General features: G+C 57.3%; 14 protein-coding genes and 1 tRNA gene. 9 read left to right on the forward strand and 6 right to left on the reverse strand.

From position 1 onward, the window contains the following. The 3 genes from OSH03_RS11195 to OSH03_RS11205 all read right to left on the reverse strand — a co-directional run bounded on the left by OSH03_RS11195 (position 1) and on the right by OSH03_RS11205 (position 3984). Positions 1–2328: a tellurite resistance TerB family protein gene (locus OSH03_RS11195; protein ID WP_266179066.1), complete on the reverse strand. Its 2328-nt coding sequence runs from the start codon at positions 2326–2328 to the stop codon at positions 1–3. Between the two features lie 771 nt (positions 2329–3099). Then, positions 3100–3175, reverse strand: a tRNA-Phe gene (locus OSH03_RS11200). Positions 3176–3270: 95 nt separating this feature from the next. After that, complete coding sequence (locus tag OSH03_RS11205; RefSeq protein WP_045260780.1) at positions 3271–3984, reverse strand: DUF554 domain-containing protein; 714 nt, start codon at positions 3982–3984, stop codon at positions 3271–3273. A 181-nt stretch (positions 3985–4165) separates the two neighbouring features. Here OSH03_RS11205 and OSH03_RS11210 point away from each other — a divergent pair, with 181 nt between their 5' ends. Next, on the forward strand, positions 4166–6301 hold the full coding sequence (locus OSH03_RS11210) for an ornithine decarboxylase (protein ID WP_266179067.1): 2136 nt from the start codon (positions 4166–4168) through the stop codon (positions 6299–6301). A 117-nt stretch (positions 6302–6418) separates the two neighbouring features. Here the strand turns inward: OSH03_RS11210 and OSH03_RS11215 are convergent, their stop codons facing one another. Together OSH03_RS11215 and OSH03_RS11220 are read right to left on the reverse strand one after the other, a co-directional pair. Further along, positions 6419–7111 (reverse strand): response regulator, encoded by a 693-nt coding sequence (locus tag OSH03_RS11215; protein ID WP_266179068.1) that lies wholly within the window; start codon positions 7109–7111, stop codon positions 6419–6421. After that, positions 7101–8726: an ATP-binding protein gene (locus OSH03_RS11220; RefSeq protein WP_266179069.1), complete on the reverse strand. Its 1626-nt coding sequence runs from the start codon at positions 8724–8726 to the stop codon at positions 7101–7103. The genes OSH03_RS11215 and OSH03_RS11220 overlap by 11 nt, the downstream gene beginning before the upstream one ends. A 345-nt stretch (positions 8727–9071) precedes the next feature. Between OSH03_RS11220 and OSH03_RS11225 the strand changes: the two genes are divergently transcribed. From OSH03_RS11225 to citG, 8 genes are read left to right on the forward strand one after another with little or no spacing between them, the layout of a single operon-like run. After that, positions 9072–10433: a 2-hydroxycarboxylate transporter family protein gene (locus OSH03_RS11225; protein WP_023333366.1), complete on the forward strand. Its 1362-nt coding sequence runs from the start codon at positions 9072–9074 to the stop codon at positions 10431–10433. A gap of 17 nt (positions 10434–10450) precedes the next feature. After that, entirely contained in the window at positions 10451–11314 is an 864-nt protein-coding gene (locus OSH03_RS11230) for a fumarylacetoacetate hydrolase family protein (RefSeq protein ID WP_061097091.1), read from the forward strand. A 10-nt stretch (positions 11315–11324) separates the two neighbouring features. Next, positions 11325–12347 carry a [citrate (pro-3S)-lyase] ligase gene (gene citC, locus OSH03_RS11235; RefSeq protein WP_266179070.1) on the forward strand — a complete coding sequence of 341 codons (1023 nt, stop codon included), beginning with the start codon at positions 11325–11327 and terminating at the stop codon, positions 12345–12347. Positions 12348–12363: 16 nt separating this feature from the next. Then, positions 12364–12657, forward strand: coding sequence for a citrate lyase acyl carrier protein (gene citD / locus OSH03_RS11240; RefSeq protein ID WP_266179071.1), 294 nt, complete (start codon positions 12364–12366; stop codon positions 12655–12657). After that, positions 12654–13529, forward strand: coding sequence for a citrate (pro-3S)-lyase subunit beta (citE, locus tag OSH03_RS11245; protein ID WP_266179072.1), 876 nt, complete (start codon positions 12654–12656; stop codon positions 13527–13529). Before citD ends, citE begins: the two co-directional genes overlap by 4 nt. Before the next feature lie 10 nt (positions 13530–13539). Then, on the forward strand, positions 13540–15057 hold the full coding sequence (citF, locus tag OSH03_RS11250) for a citrate lyase subunit alpha (protein WP_266179215.1): 1518 nt from the start codon (positions 13540–13542) through the stop codon (positions 15055–15057). A gap of 2 nt (positions 15058–15059) precedes the next feature. Next, the gene (gene citX / locus OSH03_RS11255) at positions 15060–15599 is read left to right on the forward strand and encodes a citrate lyase holo-[acyl-carrier protein] synthase (protein ID WP_266179073.1); all 540 of its coding nucleotides are present in this window, start codon (positions 15060–15062) and stop codon (positions 15597–15599) included. After that, a complete protein-coding gene (gene citG, locus OSH03_RS11260) occupies positions 15577–16380 on the forward strand; it encodes a triphosphoribosyl-dephospho-CoA synthase CitG (protein WP_266179074.1) in 804 nt (267 codons plus the stop codon). Before citX ends, citG begins: the two co-directional genes overlap by 23 nt. A 33-nt stretch (positions 16381–16413) precedes the next feature. Here the strand turns inward: citG and OSH03_RS11265 are convergent, their stop codons facing one another. Further along, positions 16414–17670 carry a nucleoside permease gene (locus OSH03_RS11265; protein ID WP_151412641.1) on the reverse strand — a complete coding sequence of 419 codons (1257 nt, stop codon included), beginning with the start codon at positions 17668–17670 and terminating at the stop codon, positions 16414–16416. Positions 17671–17691: the final 21 nt, after the last annotated feature.

A 17691-nucleotide genomic window follows, 5' to 3' on the forward strand; every position in this document is an offset into this window, starting at 1 on the left:
TTATCCTTTGAGTTCTTGTGCAATTTCCAGGTCAACGTAAATATCATCGTCATCATCAAGCACCGGGGCGTCAACCTGTTCGAAAGACCAGTCATTAATTGCTTCAATCGCGCCGCTCAGCATCAAATTAAACTGCTGGCATAGCTCAGCGACTTCGTTTCGCGCCCAGCGCTCTTTTTCCAGCAAACGTTGGTAAAGCTGGTGATGTGCTTCATCAAGACCTGCGCCAGTATGTGACGGGCTCTCCGCCGGGGATTCGTCAGCGGGTTCATCTTCGGTGAAGATGGTGCTCAGCAACTGGCGTACGTCCGTGGTATCAGATTCATGACGGGCAAGGATCCGTCCATCAAGAGAAAACGCGCCGCTCGTCGCTGATGGGGTTTGTAACGTAGCAGTCGGTGTTGTTTCTGCGGTTGACAGGCGGTGGATATCGCTGGTGACAGTACTGCTGTCCAGGCCGAGGCTGGTGTAGATTTTTTCCAGTTGCTTAATTTCAGCCGGATCGATTTTTCCATCTGCGCAGGCGACGCTGATGATAACGTTGCCAATAGTGGATTTTTCTTTATCGCTGAGTTGCTCAATTTTACCTTTCAGGCCGGCCTGATTTGCAGGCGTATTGAGCCGCCAGGTGAGGTAGGCGTGCAGCGAGCGTTTTTCTGTTGGCGACAACGCATCATTGTGATCAATGGTTTTTTCCAGCGTGACCTGTTCAGCATCGTCCACGCGCTTGTCTATTTGTGCAATCATGGCGCCCAACCGAAGCGCCACCGAGACTGACGTAAATTCCGCCGACGGTACGTAGAATTCCGCATGTCCTTCGGGAAACAAAACAATATGTCCTTCTGGTTCTGGCCGGACAAGGTGATAGCGCATATCCGGCGCAATGCCGTAGCCTGCTCGCCTGGCGAAATTTTGCATCAGCTCGGCTTCTTTCTTATTAATCTTATCCGGTACAGGCATACCCAGTCTGGCCCAGAAATCAGCTACAGTCGCCAGTCCTGAATGTTCACGGATTTTCTCATCTGCCCAGTGTTTAAATTCAGCAAACAGGTGTTCTGCATCTTCGGTTAGTATTTCATCGGGAAGCAGCATGATGGCGGCGACATCACTTGGTGAGGCATCTTTTTTACCGAGATAGCGACTGTAGGCATCCAGCGCATTGATACAGGATTCTGCAACAGGAATTAATTTCTGAACAGGGGCTTTTAAAACGCTGGGATCGGGAAGATCCATCTGTTTTTTTACCTGAAGTTCCCGAAGCGTACCACTGGCGGGGGTATAGCTTAAATACAACCGTGTTTTATTGGGTTTGACGACAATACCGTCACCGTATTTTTGGGTATAACGCTGTTTGAATAACGCGGAAAATTCAGAATGACATCGACGGGCAGGCGTGCGCAGGGTGTAATCAGGAAAATAGTGTATCCATGCCAGTGCCAGATCGGCACAAACAGGTTGTCCTTTATCGACCACCGTCGCCAGATTTAATCTGAACAGTATTGAACTCCTCGACGAAAAATACTCGCTTTCGCTGTGCATAGATAGCAGCTTTGGTCTGAGAATGCTCATCATTTCCAGCAACTGCGTTGCATAATGCTGGAAGGAGCCGCTTGCCTGAAATACGGTTCTCAGGCGCGATATCTCTTCAAATAATGCTTTGAATTCATTGTCAGAAATGGATTCTTGTGTGCCATCTGCCAGTACGCGGCGTTCAAGACCATAAAAATAGATAAAAACATAGCCAACAGGGCAACTCGCATCGCTGCGATCGCTTGCCAGCCAGTCAAGATAGGCACCACGGCAGCGAGGGGAGAGTGTGGCAAAGGTGGGCCAATATCCTAGAGATTCATCATAATAATGGCGTGAAATGGGTTCGATGGGGAAAGCGTCGTTAACCAGCGAAGCATCGGAACCATCGTTATAAAGATAGCCATATTCTCCTGATGAATGTGTTTTTAACCGCCCGCCGAAATAAAAATGACCGTGATTAATAACGACGTTTTGAATGGTGATGCTTTCTCCCGGTTTGACCCATCGCGCTGGCGTGGTATTGCTACGGGCGGCGCTTTCTCGCGATGGCTGGCGGCTGGCGCTGTATTCAACCGCCTGTCCATTAACGAAGCTGAAGGTTGCTAGTTCATCATCATCGTCGACCTGAGAATGCATATTTATCACGCTGCTGTCTGGATTATTGAGGGATTTCTGTTTGGATGAATGATTTATCTTGGTGATAGTTTTGCTGTTTACTTTGCAGGGCGGCGACTTTTTCTTTTTTGTAAACAGAAGCCAGATAACAGCCAGCATAATAACAAATATCCAAAAACCCATTCCGTGCCCTTAATCGCTGATAACGCTTTCCGGCATTGTTCAACTATCGGCAAAGACGGTAAGCATAAAACTGGAAGAGAGATCGTAAAATGATACCGCGAATGGGCTGGAGTACAAGCATAAAAACCATATCATTCACAAGGTTTATGCCATATATATGGGGGCGTAATTGGGTGGGCAGGTTATTCCCGTGAATCATGCTTAAAACGATTGATTACAACTTGCTCATGATGAAGATGATCGGCAATTTCAGCAAATCCGTCAGGCTTAAGAAAGAACATCCAACTTCCACCGCCGTTTGATGATCCCTAGCAACCTCGGCGGGAGTATGTTCTCGATCCAGACTCAGCGAACCGCGAATCAACTCTCCCCCAGGCTGATTCAGGCAATGTAACCAACTATATGCTTTACGCTGGATCCGTATTAGCTCATTACCGACGCTTGCGTTTGCAGTTCTAATAGGTAAGCGGTTTCCAGCCCTATGAAGACTGACTCGCGTTCAACCCGGACCGACTACCAGACGGCTCATTACCTGTTTGGCTTTCCAGCTAATAAAAACAGCTGATGTAAAAGGGGGGGCACGCATTCAGCGATAAACCTGTTGGCACTTGAAGCAGATAGAGTCAACACTGATTTGCTCTACAAACAGGTAGGATATTACACCGACACCATCAAGGCACCTTGTGAGCTAAGGACGGAAACAGGGGCGTATCAAGTTGCTGAATTAGCCAAAAAGCAAAAACCCGCCTTTTGGGCGGGTTTTTTAAATAGTGGTGCCCGGACTCGGAATCGAACCAAGGACACGGGGATTTTCAATCCCCTGCTCTACCGACTGAGCTATCCGGGCAACGGGGCGCATTAAACCCGATCTGCCCGTTGCCGTCAACGAAAAATGTTGTTTTCGTTACAGACTGCGCAATCTCTCACCATTTCGCCGCATCCTTAAGCGAAAAAGTGCGTCCAGAGCGCGGAGAGCGGCATGGCGAGCAGCAATGCGGGCAGCATATTCACCACCGCGAACATCTTGATCCCGCAAATACGTAGGCCCGTCGCCAGCAGCAGCAGGCCGCCGACGGCGGTGAAGTCCGCCATCATCGCCGGCGTGGTCAGCGGAAGAATCAAGGTGGCGCAGGTGGCAAGCGCCAGCTGGATCAGCAGCATCGGGACGCAAATCGCCGCTACGGCAATGCCGAGCGTGGTGGCGAAAATAGTGGCGGTGAAGAAGTCGAGAAACGCTTTTGCAATCAATATGCTCGGGTCGCCCGTCATCCCTTCCTGCATCGAACCGAAAATCCCGGTGCCGCTGGCGCAAAACAGAATAATGATGGCAACGTAGTTCTGAATAAACGACTCGTGCGTGCCGTGCTTCGCCTTGCCCGGCCGGGCAATCAGGTTTTTGGCTTTGCCTACCGCGCTATTGATGCCTTTTTCCAGATAGCAAAACTCGCCAATCAGCGCGCCGAGCAGGGTGGCCAGCACCATGACGGGCAGGTTGGCGCATTTGATCACTAAAAGGATGCCGATGCCTAAGGATGCCAGGCCGAATATAGAGGGCATGGATGAGCGGATACGCTCCGGCAGCCGCTGACTCAACACTGCGCCCAGTACGCCGCCCAGCAATACGGCTCCGGCGTTAATAAATGGCCCGATAACCACGGTTAACTCCTGTTATTTACTCATTGATATTGCATTATTATGGCACGTCAGGGCTGCGCGGGCCTTAGCTTTGGGTGGTTTCGTGCATACTGATTCCTTCTTGCGCCTAAAAATAAAAGGTGACATGATTGCGCGAATTTTCTCCTCCCTGTCTCACCGTTCGGTGAGGGTATTTGCGCTTATGAAAACCATGAAAATTGCCGTCAGCCATGAGCTGGTATCCAAAGTTTCTACGCACCGTGAAAAGGTGACGCTGGATAACACCGATTTCACCGATGTGGCGGCAGTCGTCATTACGGTTGTTGAAAGCTACAGCGGCATTCTCGCATTGCTGAAGCGTACGGGCTTTCAGCTACCGGTGTTTATGTTCTCGCAAGAGCCTGGAGAGATGCCTGATGGCGTCACGGCGATTATCTCGGGTAAAGCTCAGGAGTTTCTGGAACTGGAGAGCGCCGCCTGCCGTTACGAAGAGGATCTGCTGCCGCCTTTTTTCGACACCCTGAGCCAGTACGTGGAGATGGGCAACAGCACCTTCGCCTGTCCGGGCCACCAGCACGGGGCGTTTTTCAAAAAACACCCGGCAGGGCGACAGTTCTATGATTTCTTCGGTGAGAACGTGTTTCGCGCCGACATGTGCAACGCCGACGTAAAGCTGGGCGATCTGCTGATCCACGAAGGCTCCGCCAAGCACGCGCAAAAGTTCGCGGCGAAAGTGTTCAACGCGGACAAAACCTACTTTGTGCTGAACGGTACGTCAGCGGCCAACAAGGTAGTGACCAACGCGCTGCTGACGCGCGGGGACCTGGTGCTGTTCGACCGCAACAACCATAAATCTAACCACCACGGGGCGCTGATCCAGGCGGGCGCCACGCCGGTGTATCTTGAGGCAGCGCGCAATCCGTTTGGCTTTATCGGCGGGATTGACGAGCACTGCTTTAATAACGCGTATCTTCGGGATCTGATCCGCGAGGCTGCGCCGGAGAAGGCCGACGAGGCGCGCCCGTTCCGCCTGGCGATCATTCAACTTGGCACCTACGACGGGACGATCTACAACGCTCGTCAGGTGATCGACAAGATCGGCCATCTGTGTGACTACATTCTCTTTGACTCAGCCTGGGTGGGCTATGAGCAGTTTATCCCGATGATGGCGGAAACGTCCCCGTTGTTGCTGGAGCTGAACGAGAACGATCCGGGCATTTTCGTGACCCAGTCGGTGCATAAGCAGCAGGCCGGGTTCTCGCAAACGTCGCAGATCCATAAAAAGGATAACCACATTCGCGGTCAGGCACGCTTCTGCCCGCACAAGCGGCTGAACAACGCGTTTATGCTGCACGCCTCCACCAGCCCGTTTTATCCGCTGTTCGCGGCGCTGGACGTGAACGCCAAAATCCACGAAGGGGAGAGCGGGCGCAGGCTGTGGGCGGAGTGCGTCGAGCTGGGCATTGAGGCGCGCAAGGCTATCATTGCCAACTGCCATATGATCAAACCGTTTATCCCGCCGGTGGTGGCGGGACGGCCGTGGCAGGATCATCCGACTCACGCTATCGCCAGCGAGCTTCGCTTCTTCAGCTTCGAGCCGGGGGCCAAATGGCACGGATTTGAGGGCTATGCGAGCGAGCAGTACTTTGTCGACCCGTGCAAGCTGCTGCTGACCACGCCGGGCATTGATGCCGAAACCGGGGAGTACACGGATTTCGGTATCCCGGCGACGATTCTGGCGCACTACCTGCGTGAAAACGGCATCGTGCCGGAGAAGTGCGATCTCAACTCGATCCTGTTCCTGCTGACGCCTGCCGAAAGCAGCGAGAAGCTGGCGCAGCTGGTGGCGATGCTGGGGCAGTTTGAGCAGCATATTGAAGACGACACGCCGCTGGCGGACGTGCTGCCGACGATCTTCCAGAAATACCCGGTGCGCTACCGGGATTACACGCTCCGCCAGCTGTGCCAGGAGATGCACGATCTCTACGTCAGCTTTGACGTGAAGGATCTGCAGAAGGCGATGTTCCGTAAGGAGAGCCTGCCTGCGGTGGTGATGAACCCGCAGGATGCGAACCGGGCCTATATTCGCGGAGAGGTGGAGCTGGTGCGCATACGGGATGCCGCAGGGCGCATTGCTGCAGAAGGGGCGCTGCCCTATCCGCCGGGCGTGCTGTGCGTGGTGCCGGGTGAAGTCTGGGGCGGGGCGGTACAGCGCTACTTCCTGGCGCTGGAGGAGGGCATCAACCTGCTGCCGGGCTTCTCGCCGGAATTGCAGGGCGTGTATAGCGAGAAAGATGCCGACGGGATCAAGCGGCTGTATGGGTATGTGTTGAAGTAGTGTGGGACGTTGCCCCTCACCCTAACCCTCTCCCCAAAGGGGCGAGGGTGAAAAGACGGCTCCGTGCCATCCCCTCTCCCCTTTGGGGAGAGGGTTAGGGTGAGGGGGAGAATTTCATCAAACCGCACTACGCTTGTACATCCTCCTCGGGTGCCCAATCTTGCCGTACAGCATCTCCACGCTCAGAAAACCCGTTTCCACGCAGTGTTCCAGATAGCGCCGGGTGGTGGTTTTACTCAATCCCGTCTCGCTCACCACTTCATCTACCGAAAAGCAGTGGGTTGCCTTGTCGTTAAACAGCGCCTGAACCCGCGCCAGCGTATTCTCCTCAATGCCCTTGCTGCCGCTGTCCTGGCGGTAGTTTTTCGCCTGTAGCTGATAGAGCGAATCGACGTTCTGCTGGTCGACAATCTTCCAGACCCGCTGCTGTTCGGCAAACTGCACAAAGCGCTCCAGCGACTGGCTGAGCCGCTTCCAGGAAACCGGCTTGAGGATATAATCAAACGCGCCGTTGCGAATCGCCTGGCTGCAGGTGTCCATATCGCTGGCGGCGGTGATGAAAATCACCGAGCAGTTGGCGCGGGTCAGCATCGGGTTGCTGATAAGGGTGATGCCTTTGCCGTCAGGCAGATAGTTATCCAGCAGCATCAGCTGCGGCTGTTTACTCTCAAGCTGAACCTGCGCGTCGGCCAGCGACGAGGCAATCCCGACCAGCCGCAGGCGCGGGTGTTTACCTATCAGCTCCGCGTGCAGCTGTGCCAGTTCGTTCTCGTCTTCAACAATCAGTACGTCGATAAGTTCATGTTGCATAGTCGGTATCTTCCAGTTGCCGGACGGTTCCCGAGGCCGGGATAAACAGTGAGAAAATGGCACCGTGCGGCGTGTTATCGGCAACTTCTATTGTGCCGCCAGCCTGCGTGACGTAGCTTTCGATCAGATACAGGCCAATCCCGTGATCGCCCCGCGTTTTGGTGGTGATGCCGCGTTCAAAGATCCGATCACGGATCGCCGGTGTAATGCCAACGCCCTGGTCGGCCACTTCAATAATCAGCTCCTGTTCGCTGAGTTTTATCAGCACTTCCACCGGCGCATGGGGAAGCGGCGACCGCTGTGTCGCTTCGATGGCGTTATCCAGCAGGTTGCCAATAATCGAAATCAGCTCTTGCTCCCCCAGCGGCAGGAACGGTTTGTCCAGCCGACACGCCGGATCGAAACTCAACTCGACGCCTTTCTCCCGCGCGCGGGCGGCTTTCCCCAGCAGCAGGCCGCAAAGTGTCGGGGAACTAAAGCGGGAGGAGATAAAGTCCAGCAGCTCCTGAGCATGCTCCGACTGCGCCTGAATGTAGCGAATGGCCTCTTCATAGCGGCCCATATGCAGCAGGCCGGAGAGGGTGGTCATCCGGTTTAACTGCTCATGGCGCATAATGCGCAGGTTATCGACGTAGCGTTTTACCTGGCTGAGCTGGGCGCTCAGCGAGTCGATCTCGTTGCGATCGCGGAAGGTGATCACCCAGCCCTGCAGCGACCCCTCAAGCATGATGTGTACCCGGCTGGCAATGACCGTGAGATCGTTAAAGCGGCAAATCTCGTCATGGGTATCTTTCGCCAGCATCGTCTGGGTGTCGAAGAACGGGACCGGATCGATCACCTGGCTTATCAGCTGCCCGCGCAGTTCCCGGGCCGGCTGGCTCAGGCCCAGCAGCTTGCGCGCCGCCTGGTTGATCACCTCTATGCGCCGTTCGTTATCAATGGCGATCACGCCTTCGTAGATGGACTCCATCATCGCCTTTTGCTGGCGCACCAGCAGGCCGATCTCTCGTGGCTCCAGGGAGAAGATCTGCTTCTTGATGCTGCGGGTAAAGAACCAGGAGAAGACAAAGAGGGCGACCAGCAGCAGCACGGCGGCAATAAGGATATTGACCACTTTACTGACGGTAATGGTGTCCAGGTAGCTGGTGAGATAGCCCACCGAAACAATGCCGACTACCTGCCCGGCGTCGTTGAAAATGGGCGCTTTACTGCGCAGCGAAATGCCCAGCCCGCCTTTACGAATGGTTGTCGTGCTCTTTCCATGCAGCACGGCTTCATTGTCGCCGCCGACCAGCGTCGTGCCCACCCTGTCGGCAAAGACGGAGTGAAAAAGATGCCGTCCCGTATTATCGCCAATGACAATAAAGCTGGCGTCGCTGTGTGCGGCCATTTTCTGCATAAAATCATGAATGGCGTTGATATCTTTTTGTTCAACTTCAGTACGCAATGACGGAATAAGCGCAATCTCTTCCGCCTGTATTTTGGCGCGCGCGCTCATTTCCTGATATAGCTGTTTTCCGACATCGGCATAATAATATCCGCCCAGCAGCGCAAAAAGCACTGAGAAAAAGGCAACCAGCGAAATAAACAGCTTAATCTGGAAAGAGACTTTCATAACTATCACGCAAAGTAGCGGCAAAGATCGTCAATATATCATCTTTTTTCATGCGGATGTCCGCTTTGCGGGAAACTTGTGATCCCTTGCACAGCAAGGGCTGTAAATGATTTATCCTGAAGGCTTAGGCTCTTCATGCCGCTAAGTTAAATGTTATTTGCTTGTTCACTTCAGAAAAGAAACCATAAAAACCACGATAATAAATAAGGCATAAATCACATTAAATAAAAGAAACCATTAAAACCATAGCTGCCATTAAAACTTCGCTTTTAATATGCCATTCCTCACATAAAGTAAGCCTTTGTGACTCTAAGCTGAACGCACAAAATAACTAAGGGGCTTATTATGAGCACAACTGACGATTCTTTCTCTGTTACCCACGACCCGATTGAAATTCAGCGGCCTTCGCTTAAGGAGCGCTGGTGGCATATTATGGATACCTGGAAAATCGGGATTATTCCTCTGCCGCTGTTCGTTCTGGCGGGCGCGCTGATTGCGATTGACTGCCTGGGCGGAAAGCTGCCGAGCGACATCGTGGTGATGGTCGCGACGCTGGCCTTCTTTGGCTTTGCCTGCGGCGAGTTTGGCAAACGTCTGCCGATTGTCGGCAAGCTCGGCGCGGCGGCGATTTGCGCCACCTTTATCCCTTCCGCGCTGGTCTATTACGGCCTGCTGCCGGACGTGGTGGTCGAGTCCACCACTAAGTTCTACAAATCCACCAACATTCTCTATCTCTACATCTGCTGCATTATTGTCGGCAGCATCATGAGCATGAACCGCACCGTGCTGATTCAGGGCTTCCTGCGCATCTTCTTCCCGATGCTGTGCGGTGAAATCGTCGGCATGCTGGTGGGGATGGGCGTCGGCCTGGCGCTGGGCCTTGAGCCGTTCCAGATCTTCTTCTTTATCATTCTGCCGATTATGGCGGGCGGCGTCGGGGAAGGGGCAATTCCGCTTTCCATCGGCTATGCCACCCTGCTGCACATGGACCAGGGCGTGGCGCTCGGCCGCGTGCTGCCGATGGTGATGCTCGGCGGCCTGACGGCAATCATCATCTCCGGCTGCCTGAACCAGCTCGGTAAACGCTACCCGCACCTGACCGGTGAAGGCCAACTGATGCCTAACCGCGCGAATGCCGATGCCACCGTCTCGCAGCCTGCGTTTTCCGGCAAAGCGGACGTCACCACCATCGCCTCCGGCGCGCTGCTGGCGGTGCTGCTCTACATGCTCGGCATGCTCGGCCACAAGCTGATTGGCCTGCCTGCTCCGGTCGGCATGCTGTTTATGGCGGTGCTGGTGAAGCTCTGCAACGGCGCCTCTCCGCGCCTGCTGGAAGGCTCGCAGGTGGTGTACAAATTCTTCCAGACCTCCGTGACCTACCCCATCCTCTTCGCCGTTGGCGTGGCCATCACCCCGTGGCATGAGCTGGTGGCGGCCTTCACCGTCAGCAACCTGCTGGTGATCGTCAGCACCGTCTCCGCGCTGGTGGCGACCGGCTTCTTCGTCGGCAAAAAGATTGGTATGCACCCGATTGACGTCGCCATCGTCTCCTGCTGCCAGAGCGGGCAGGGTGGTACCGGCGACGTGGCGATCCTGACCGCAGGCAACCGCATGAGCCTGATGCCGTTCGCCCAGATTGCAACCCGAATCGGCGGGGCAATTAACGTCTCTATTTCACTGCTGATTCTGGGCAACTTCCTCGTTTAAGTATTCAGGAAAGAACAATGAAACTCGCAAGCTTTTTATACCAGGGAAAACGCAGCTACGGCATCGTCCAGGCCGACGGCGTGATTGATTTAGGCCGCCGTCTGGGCGACCGCTACGGCGACCTCAAGGCGCTGCTGCAGGGCAACGGGCTGGCGCTGGCCACCCGTTACCTGAACGACGCGGTGGACGTGCCGATGAGCGCCATCACCTTCTTGCCGGTGATTGTGCAGCCGGAAAAAATCCTCTGCGTGGGCATGAACTATGCCGACAAGCGCAAGGAGTTTGACCAGCACAACCCGGCCCCGACGCTGTTCGTCCGCTTCCCGGATTCACAGACCGGCCACAACGAGCCGGTGCTGAAGCCGCGCCACTCCAGCGAATTCGACTACGAAGGCGAGCTGGCGGTGATCATCGGCAAAGGCGGGGAGAACATCAGCCGCGACGACGCCCTGCGCCACGTGGCGGGCTACAGCTGCTACATGGACGGCTCCGCACGCGACTGGCAGCACACCTGGTTCACCGCCGGAAAAAACTGGCGCCAGACCGGGGCGTTTGGTCCGTGGATGGCGACGGCGGATGAAATTCCTGACCCGCACCAGCTGGCGATCCGCACCTGGCTGAACGGCCGCATGGTGCAGGAAGACAATACCAGCAGCATGATCCACAAGGTCGCGGAGCTGATCGAGTACATCAGCACCTTCACACGCCTCAGCCCGGGGGACGTGATAATCACCGGCTCCCCTGGCGGGGTGGGTAAAAAGCGTAACCCGCCGCTGTTTATGAAGGAGGGGGATCGCATTGAGGTGGAGATCGAGCATATCGGTCATCTGAGCAACGTGATCGTGGAAGCGCCAGCCGTCGGGCTTGCGGCGGCTCACTGAGAAAGGCGGCATGAACAGTCAACCCATCGATTTTCGCCACACCCTCGTGGCGAAACACCCGGAACGCTTAAGCCAGATCCGCTACCTGCTGGCAGACAGCGGCCTTGGCCTGGACAACGACATCACGCTGTTTGTCGAAGCCTGGTCCGGCGCGCAGCTGGTGGGTTGCGCAGGGCTTGCCGCCAACGTCATCAAATGCGTGGCGGTCAACGAGCAGCTTCGCGGCGAGAACCTCAGCGCGCGGCTGCTGGCAGAGGTGGAAAATGCGGCGCTGGAGCGCGGCCATTTTCACCTCTTCCTCTGCACCCGTCCGTGCAACCGGGAGCGCTTTGCCCGCAGCGGCTTCTGGCCGATTGCCCAGAGCGGGAACAACGCGGTGCTGATGGAGAACACCCCGCAGGGGATCGAACGCTACTGCCGTTCCCTGCGCGCGAAGCGCAGGTGCGGGGAGAACATTGGCGCGATAGTGATGAACGCCAATCCGTTCACCCTCGGGCACCGCCATCTGGTGGAGCAGGCGGCGCAGCGGTGCGATACCCTGCATCTGTTCGTGGTGCGTGAAGACGCCTCGTTCTTCCCGTTCAGCGCGCGTCTTGAGATGGTGCGCGCGGGCGTGGCGCATCTGCCAAACGTGGTGGTGCATGAAGGCTCGCAGTACATCATCTCCCGCGCCACCTTCCCGGCCTACTTCCTGAAGGAGACCGGCAAAGTGCAGCAGGCGTGGAGCGAGATCGACGTGCTGATCTTCCGGGACTTCATCGCCCCGGCGCTCGGCATCACCCACCGCTTCATCGGCTCGGAGCCGTTTTGCGATATCACCCGCCAGTACAACCAGACGCTGCACGACCTGCTTGCCTCGCACATCGAAGTGGTGGAAATGCCGCGCATCAAGGCCACCGGCAACGCCATTTCGGCGTCCGAAGTGCGCCGTTTACTCAAGACACAGCAGTTTTCCCGGATCCGCGAGATCGTCCCGGACTCCACCTTCACGCATCTTGAAGCACATTATCGTGCGAGTGCGGAAGTCGCATAACTATCAGGAATTTATCATGAAAATTGTAAGGGAGGCGCTGGCCGGAACGCAGGAGTCCAGCGACCTGATGGTGAAAATCGCTCCCGCTCACGGCGAGCTGGAGATTGTCATCCACAGTGAAGTGATTAAGCAGTTTGGCGAGCAGATTCGCCAGGTGGTCAACGACACGCTGTGCGCCATGAACGTGCGCCAGGGACTTATCATTATTGAAGACAAAGGGGCGCTGGACTGTGTGATCCGCGCCCGCCTGCAGAGCGCGCTTCTGCGCGCTGCCGATGAGCAGGCCATCAACTGGGGGGCGCTGAAATGAGCAAACTCCGCCGCAGTATGTTGTTTCTGCCGGGCGCCAACGCCGCCATGCTTTCCACCGCGTTTATCTACCGCCCCGACTCCATCATGTTTGACCTTGAGGACGCCGTCGCCCTGCGCGAGAAGGATACCGCGCGCATGCTGGTTTTCCACGCGCTTCAGCACCCGATGTATCAGGATATTGAAACCGTGGTGCGCATTAACCCGCTCAGCACGCCGTTTGGCCTGCTGGATCTGGAGGCCGCCGTGCGCGCGGGCGTGGACGTTATTCGTCTACCGAAAACCGACACCCCGGACGACATCTACGAGCTGGAAGGCCACCTCGAGCGCATTGAGCGCGAGTGCGGCCGGGAGGTTGGCTCCACCCGCGTGATGGCAGCGATTGAGTCAGCCGTTGGCGTCATCAACGCCGTGGCGATTGCCCGCAGCTCTGTGCGCCTCATCGGCATTGCGCTGGCCGCCTTTGACTACGTGATGGACATGCAGACCGAGCGCGGCGACGGCACCGAGCTGTTCTACGCCCGCTGCGCCGTGCTGCACGCCGCCCGCGCGGCGGGCATCGACGCGTTCGACGTGGTGTGGTCAGACGTTAACGACGAGGCCGGGTTCCTGCGCGAGGTCGATCTGATCCGCAAGATGGGCTTCAACGGCAAATCGCTGATTAACCCGCGCCAGATTGACCTGCTGCACAACGCCTACGCCCCGACTCAGGAAGAGGTGGATCACGCCAAAAGGGTGATTGAGGCGGCAGAAGAGGGCGAGCGTAACGGCCTGGGCGTGGTGTCGCTCAACGGCAAAATGGTGGATGCACCGATTATTAACCACGCGCAGGTGGTGCTGGAGCGCGCGGCGGCCTCAGGCGTGCGTCGGTAAGGATGAGATGATGAATCAGACAGAACTTCTCCACGTGAATTTTCCCCATCTGCGGGATCTCAAACCCTTTGATACCGCCCACAGCGCCACGCCGTGGCTGGCGGACAGCGACGCGAAGCACGGCCGCAAGCTCTGCGCCTCCATTGAAGAGGCGGTTAAGCGCTGCGGCCTGCAGGACGGGATGACCATTTCCTTCCACCACGCGTTTCGCGAAGGCGACCGGGTGATCAACACCGTCGTGGCGCTGCTGGCGCGGATGGGATTCAAAAACCTGACCCTGGCCTCCAGCTCGCTGATGACCTGCAACGACGCGCTGATCGAGCATATCGAAAGCGGCGTCATCACCCGGATTTACACCTCGGGCATGCGCGGCAGGCTGGCGGACGCCATCTCCCACGGGCTGATGGACGAGCCGGTGCAGATTCACTCCCACGGCGGGCGCGTGAAGCTGCTCCAGGACGGCGAGCTGAATATCGACGTGGCGTTTCTCGGCGTGCCGTGCAGCGATGAGTTTGGCAACGCCAACGGGACGCACGGTAAATCGTGCTGCGGTTCCCTGGGCTACGCGATGGTGGACGCGCACTTTGCCCGCAAGGTGGTACTGCTGACCGAAGAGCTGGTGCCGTTCCCCAATATGCCCGCCAGCCTGGTGCAGGACCAGGTGGACTACATCGTGCAGGTGGAGAGCGTGGGCGACCCGGCGAAAATCAGCGTCGGCGCGGCGCGCGTCACCAGCAACCCGCGCGAGCTGATGATTGCCCGCTATGCGGCGGACGTGATTGAACACTCCGGCTACTTCAAACCGGGCTTCTCGATGCAGACCGGCTCCGGCGCGGCGGCCACCGCCTGCACCCGCTTTATGGAAGAGAAGATGGAGCGCAGCGGCGTGAAGGCGCGCTTTGCGCTCGGCGGCATCACCGGCAGCCTGGTGGATCTGCACGAGAAGGGGCTCATTGAAAAGCTGCTCGACACCCAGTGCTTTGACGGCCAGGCGGCGGCCTCGCTGGCGCGCAACCCGGACCACGTGGAGATCTCCACCAACGTTTACGCCAACCCCGGCAGCAAGGCGGCAAGCTGCGACCAGCTCGACGTGGTGATCCTCAGCGCCCTCGAAATCGACGTTGATTTCAACGTTAACGTTATTACCGGCTCCGACGGCGTGATGCGCGGCGCGTCCGGCGGACACTGCGACGTGGCCGCCGCGGCGAACCTGACCATTGTGGTCGCGCCGCTACTGCGCAGCCGTATTCCGACGGTCGTGAAGCGGGTTACCACGCGCCTCACGCCGGGCGAAAGCATCGACGTGCTGGTCACCGACCACGGCATTGCGGTCAATCCGGCGCGCGCGGAGATCCGCGAGCGGCTGCTGGAAGCCGGGCTGAAGGTTGTGGACATCACCGCACTTTACGAGCGGGCGATTTCCCTGACCGGCGTACCGAAACCGATTGAATTTACCGACAAAATCGTCGGGGTGATCCGCTACCGCGACGGCAGCGTTATCGACACCGTGCGACAGGTGAAGGAGTAGTTATGACAATAGCGACACCCGTGCGGGCGGGTGTCAGCCTGGACGAACTGCTGGCGGCGAAAGAGCGCCGCGCAGCCCGTCAGGCTGACGTGCTTGAGCACTATAAACAGCCGGTGATCTCCCTCACGCTGGTCACGCCGGGGGAAATTAAGGACAGCCTGCGCTATCGCAATACCATGGGCGTGGCGCTACAAACGTGCGACCAGCTGCTGTGGGAGAACCGCTGGCAGGTGCTGGATCGTCAGGTGCTGTGGCTGCCCACCGGGCCTGAGGCCATCTGGTGCGTGGCGCATCCGGCGGTGGAAATCAAAGCGCACTGTGCGGAGCTGGAGCAGACGCACGCGCTCGGCAGGCTGTGGGATCTGGACGTGATTTGCCCTCAGAACGGCCACGTCGGGCGCCAGTCGCTGGGGGCGAACCTCAGACGCTGCCTGATCTGCGACGAGCCCGCTCACGCCTGCTCCCGTTCACGAAAGCATCCTGTTGAGGCGGTGGTTTCCCGCGTGGAGAAGATGATTGATGACTGGTTTGCTCGCGACTAAGCCGCGCCCGGCTGACGTGCCCTCGCTTGCCGAAGCGGCGCTGTGGCAGGAGCTGGAGCTGACGCCCAAGCCGGGGCTGGTGGACACGCTTAACAGCGGTTCCCATCGCGATATGGACCACGCGCTGTTTTCCCGCAGCATCGCGGCGATTGCGCCCTGGTTTTCACGCTTTGCTGAACTCGGTAACGCGCATGCGGATAAGCCCGCTGACGCACAGCTACGGATTATCCGCCCGATGGGGATGGCCTGCGAGCAGGCGATGTACGCCGCGACGAACGGCGTGAACACCCACAAGGGCGGGATTTTTGCTCTGGGTTTACTGTGCTTCGCCGCCGGGCGTGTGAAAAACGTCTCGGCAGACAGTCTCTGCTGTGAGGTGAGTAACATCTGCCGCGGGCTGGTGTCGCGGGAGCTGGCCGCGCGCAGCGGACGGGCGACGGCGGGCGAGCGGCAGTATCAGCAGTACGGCTTAACCGGGGCGCGCGGCGAGGCGGAGAGCGGCTTTGCGACGGCGCGTAAGGCGCTGAGGCAGTGGAACGGACGGTCGCTTCACGGCCTGCTGTTGCGCCTGATGGCGGTCAATCAGGACAGTAATCTCGTGTCGCGCGGCGGCATTGAAGGGTTGCGCTACGTGCAGGGCTACGCGCGGGAACTGCTGGCTAACGGCTGGGACCGCGAGGCGTTGCGTAGAATGGATAATGCATTGATCGAACGGAATTTAAGCCCTGGAGGCAGCGCGGATTTGCTGTCGGTGGGGTGGGTACTTGCTGCAATAAAATAGCCGGGCGGTGGCTTCGCCTGCCCGGCACAACAATTAATGCGCGACTGGCTGTACGCCGTGCGGTTCGCGTACATGCTTGTACTGGAACAGCACGATAAACGCGAAGAACAGCACCAGCGAGTACCCCGCGAAGATCAGCCACACCGGCTGCCAGTTGGTGATGCCGTTGGTGGTGTACATCTCAACCACTTTTCCGCTCACCACGCCGCCCAGAATACAGCCGAAGCCGTTGGTCATCATCAGGAACATACCCTGCGCGCTGGCGCGGATTTCAGGCTTCACCTCTTTTTCCACAAACACCGAACCGGAGATGTTGAAGAAGTCGAAGGCGCAGCCGTAAACAATCATCGACAGCACCAGCAGCACGGTACCGAACGCGCTCGGGTCGCCGTAGGCGAACAGGCCGAAGCGCAGCATCCACGCGGCGATACTGATCAGCATAACGTTCTTGATGCCGTAGCGGCTCAGGAAGAACGGGATGGTCAGGATGAACAGCGTCTCGGAGATCTGCGAGATGGACATCATCACCGACGCGTGCTCAACGATAAAGCTGCCGGCAAACAGCGGATCGTTATCGAAGCTGTGCAGGAAGGTGTTGCCGAACATGTTGGTGATCTGCAGCTCCGCGCCCAGCAGCATGGAGAAGATAAAGAAGATCGCCATGCGTTTGTTTTTGAACAGCGCGAACGCGTCCAGGCCGAGCATGGTGCTCCAGCTCTGGTTTTTCTGCTGGTTAGACACCGGAATGGTTGGCAGCGTCAGGGTGAACAGCGCCAGCAGCACGGAGAGCGCCGCGCCGATGTACAGCTGCATATGGCTCAGCTCGAAGCCCGCGAAGCTCACGCCCCACATCGCCATGATAAAGCCGATGGTGCCCCAGATACGGATTGGCGGGAAATCGGTGACGATATCCAGGCCGGCAGATTTCAGGCGGTAGTAGGAGATGGTGTTGATCAGCCCAAGCGTTGGCATATAGGCCAGCGAGTTAAGCAGGATCACCATAAACATCGCCCCCGGCGTGGTCACTTCGGCCGCCATAAACAGCGTCCCCGCACCCACCAGATGGCAAAGCATGTACAGCCATTTCGCGCTTAACCACTTATCCGCCACGATACCGAGCAGCGTTGGCATAAAGACAGCCGCAATACCCAGCGAGCTGTATACGGCACCGATTGACGCACCGTCGAACTTGAGCGTCACAAACATATAGGAGCCGAGTGTAGTCAGCCAGCTACCCCACAGGCAGAACTGCAGAAACGACAATATTTTAAGCTGCAGCTTAAGGTTCATGTTACTTTCCTCACAAGTGAG

This window comes from Enterobacter nematophilus, assembly GCF_026344075.1.
Lineage (GTDB): Bacteria > Pseudomonadota > Gammaproteobacteria > Enterobacterales > Enterobacteriaceae > Enterobacter > Enterobacter nematophilus.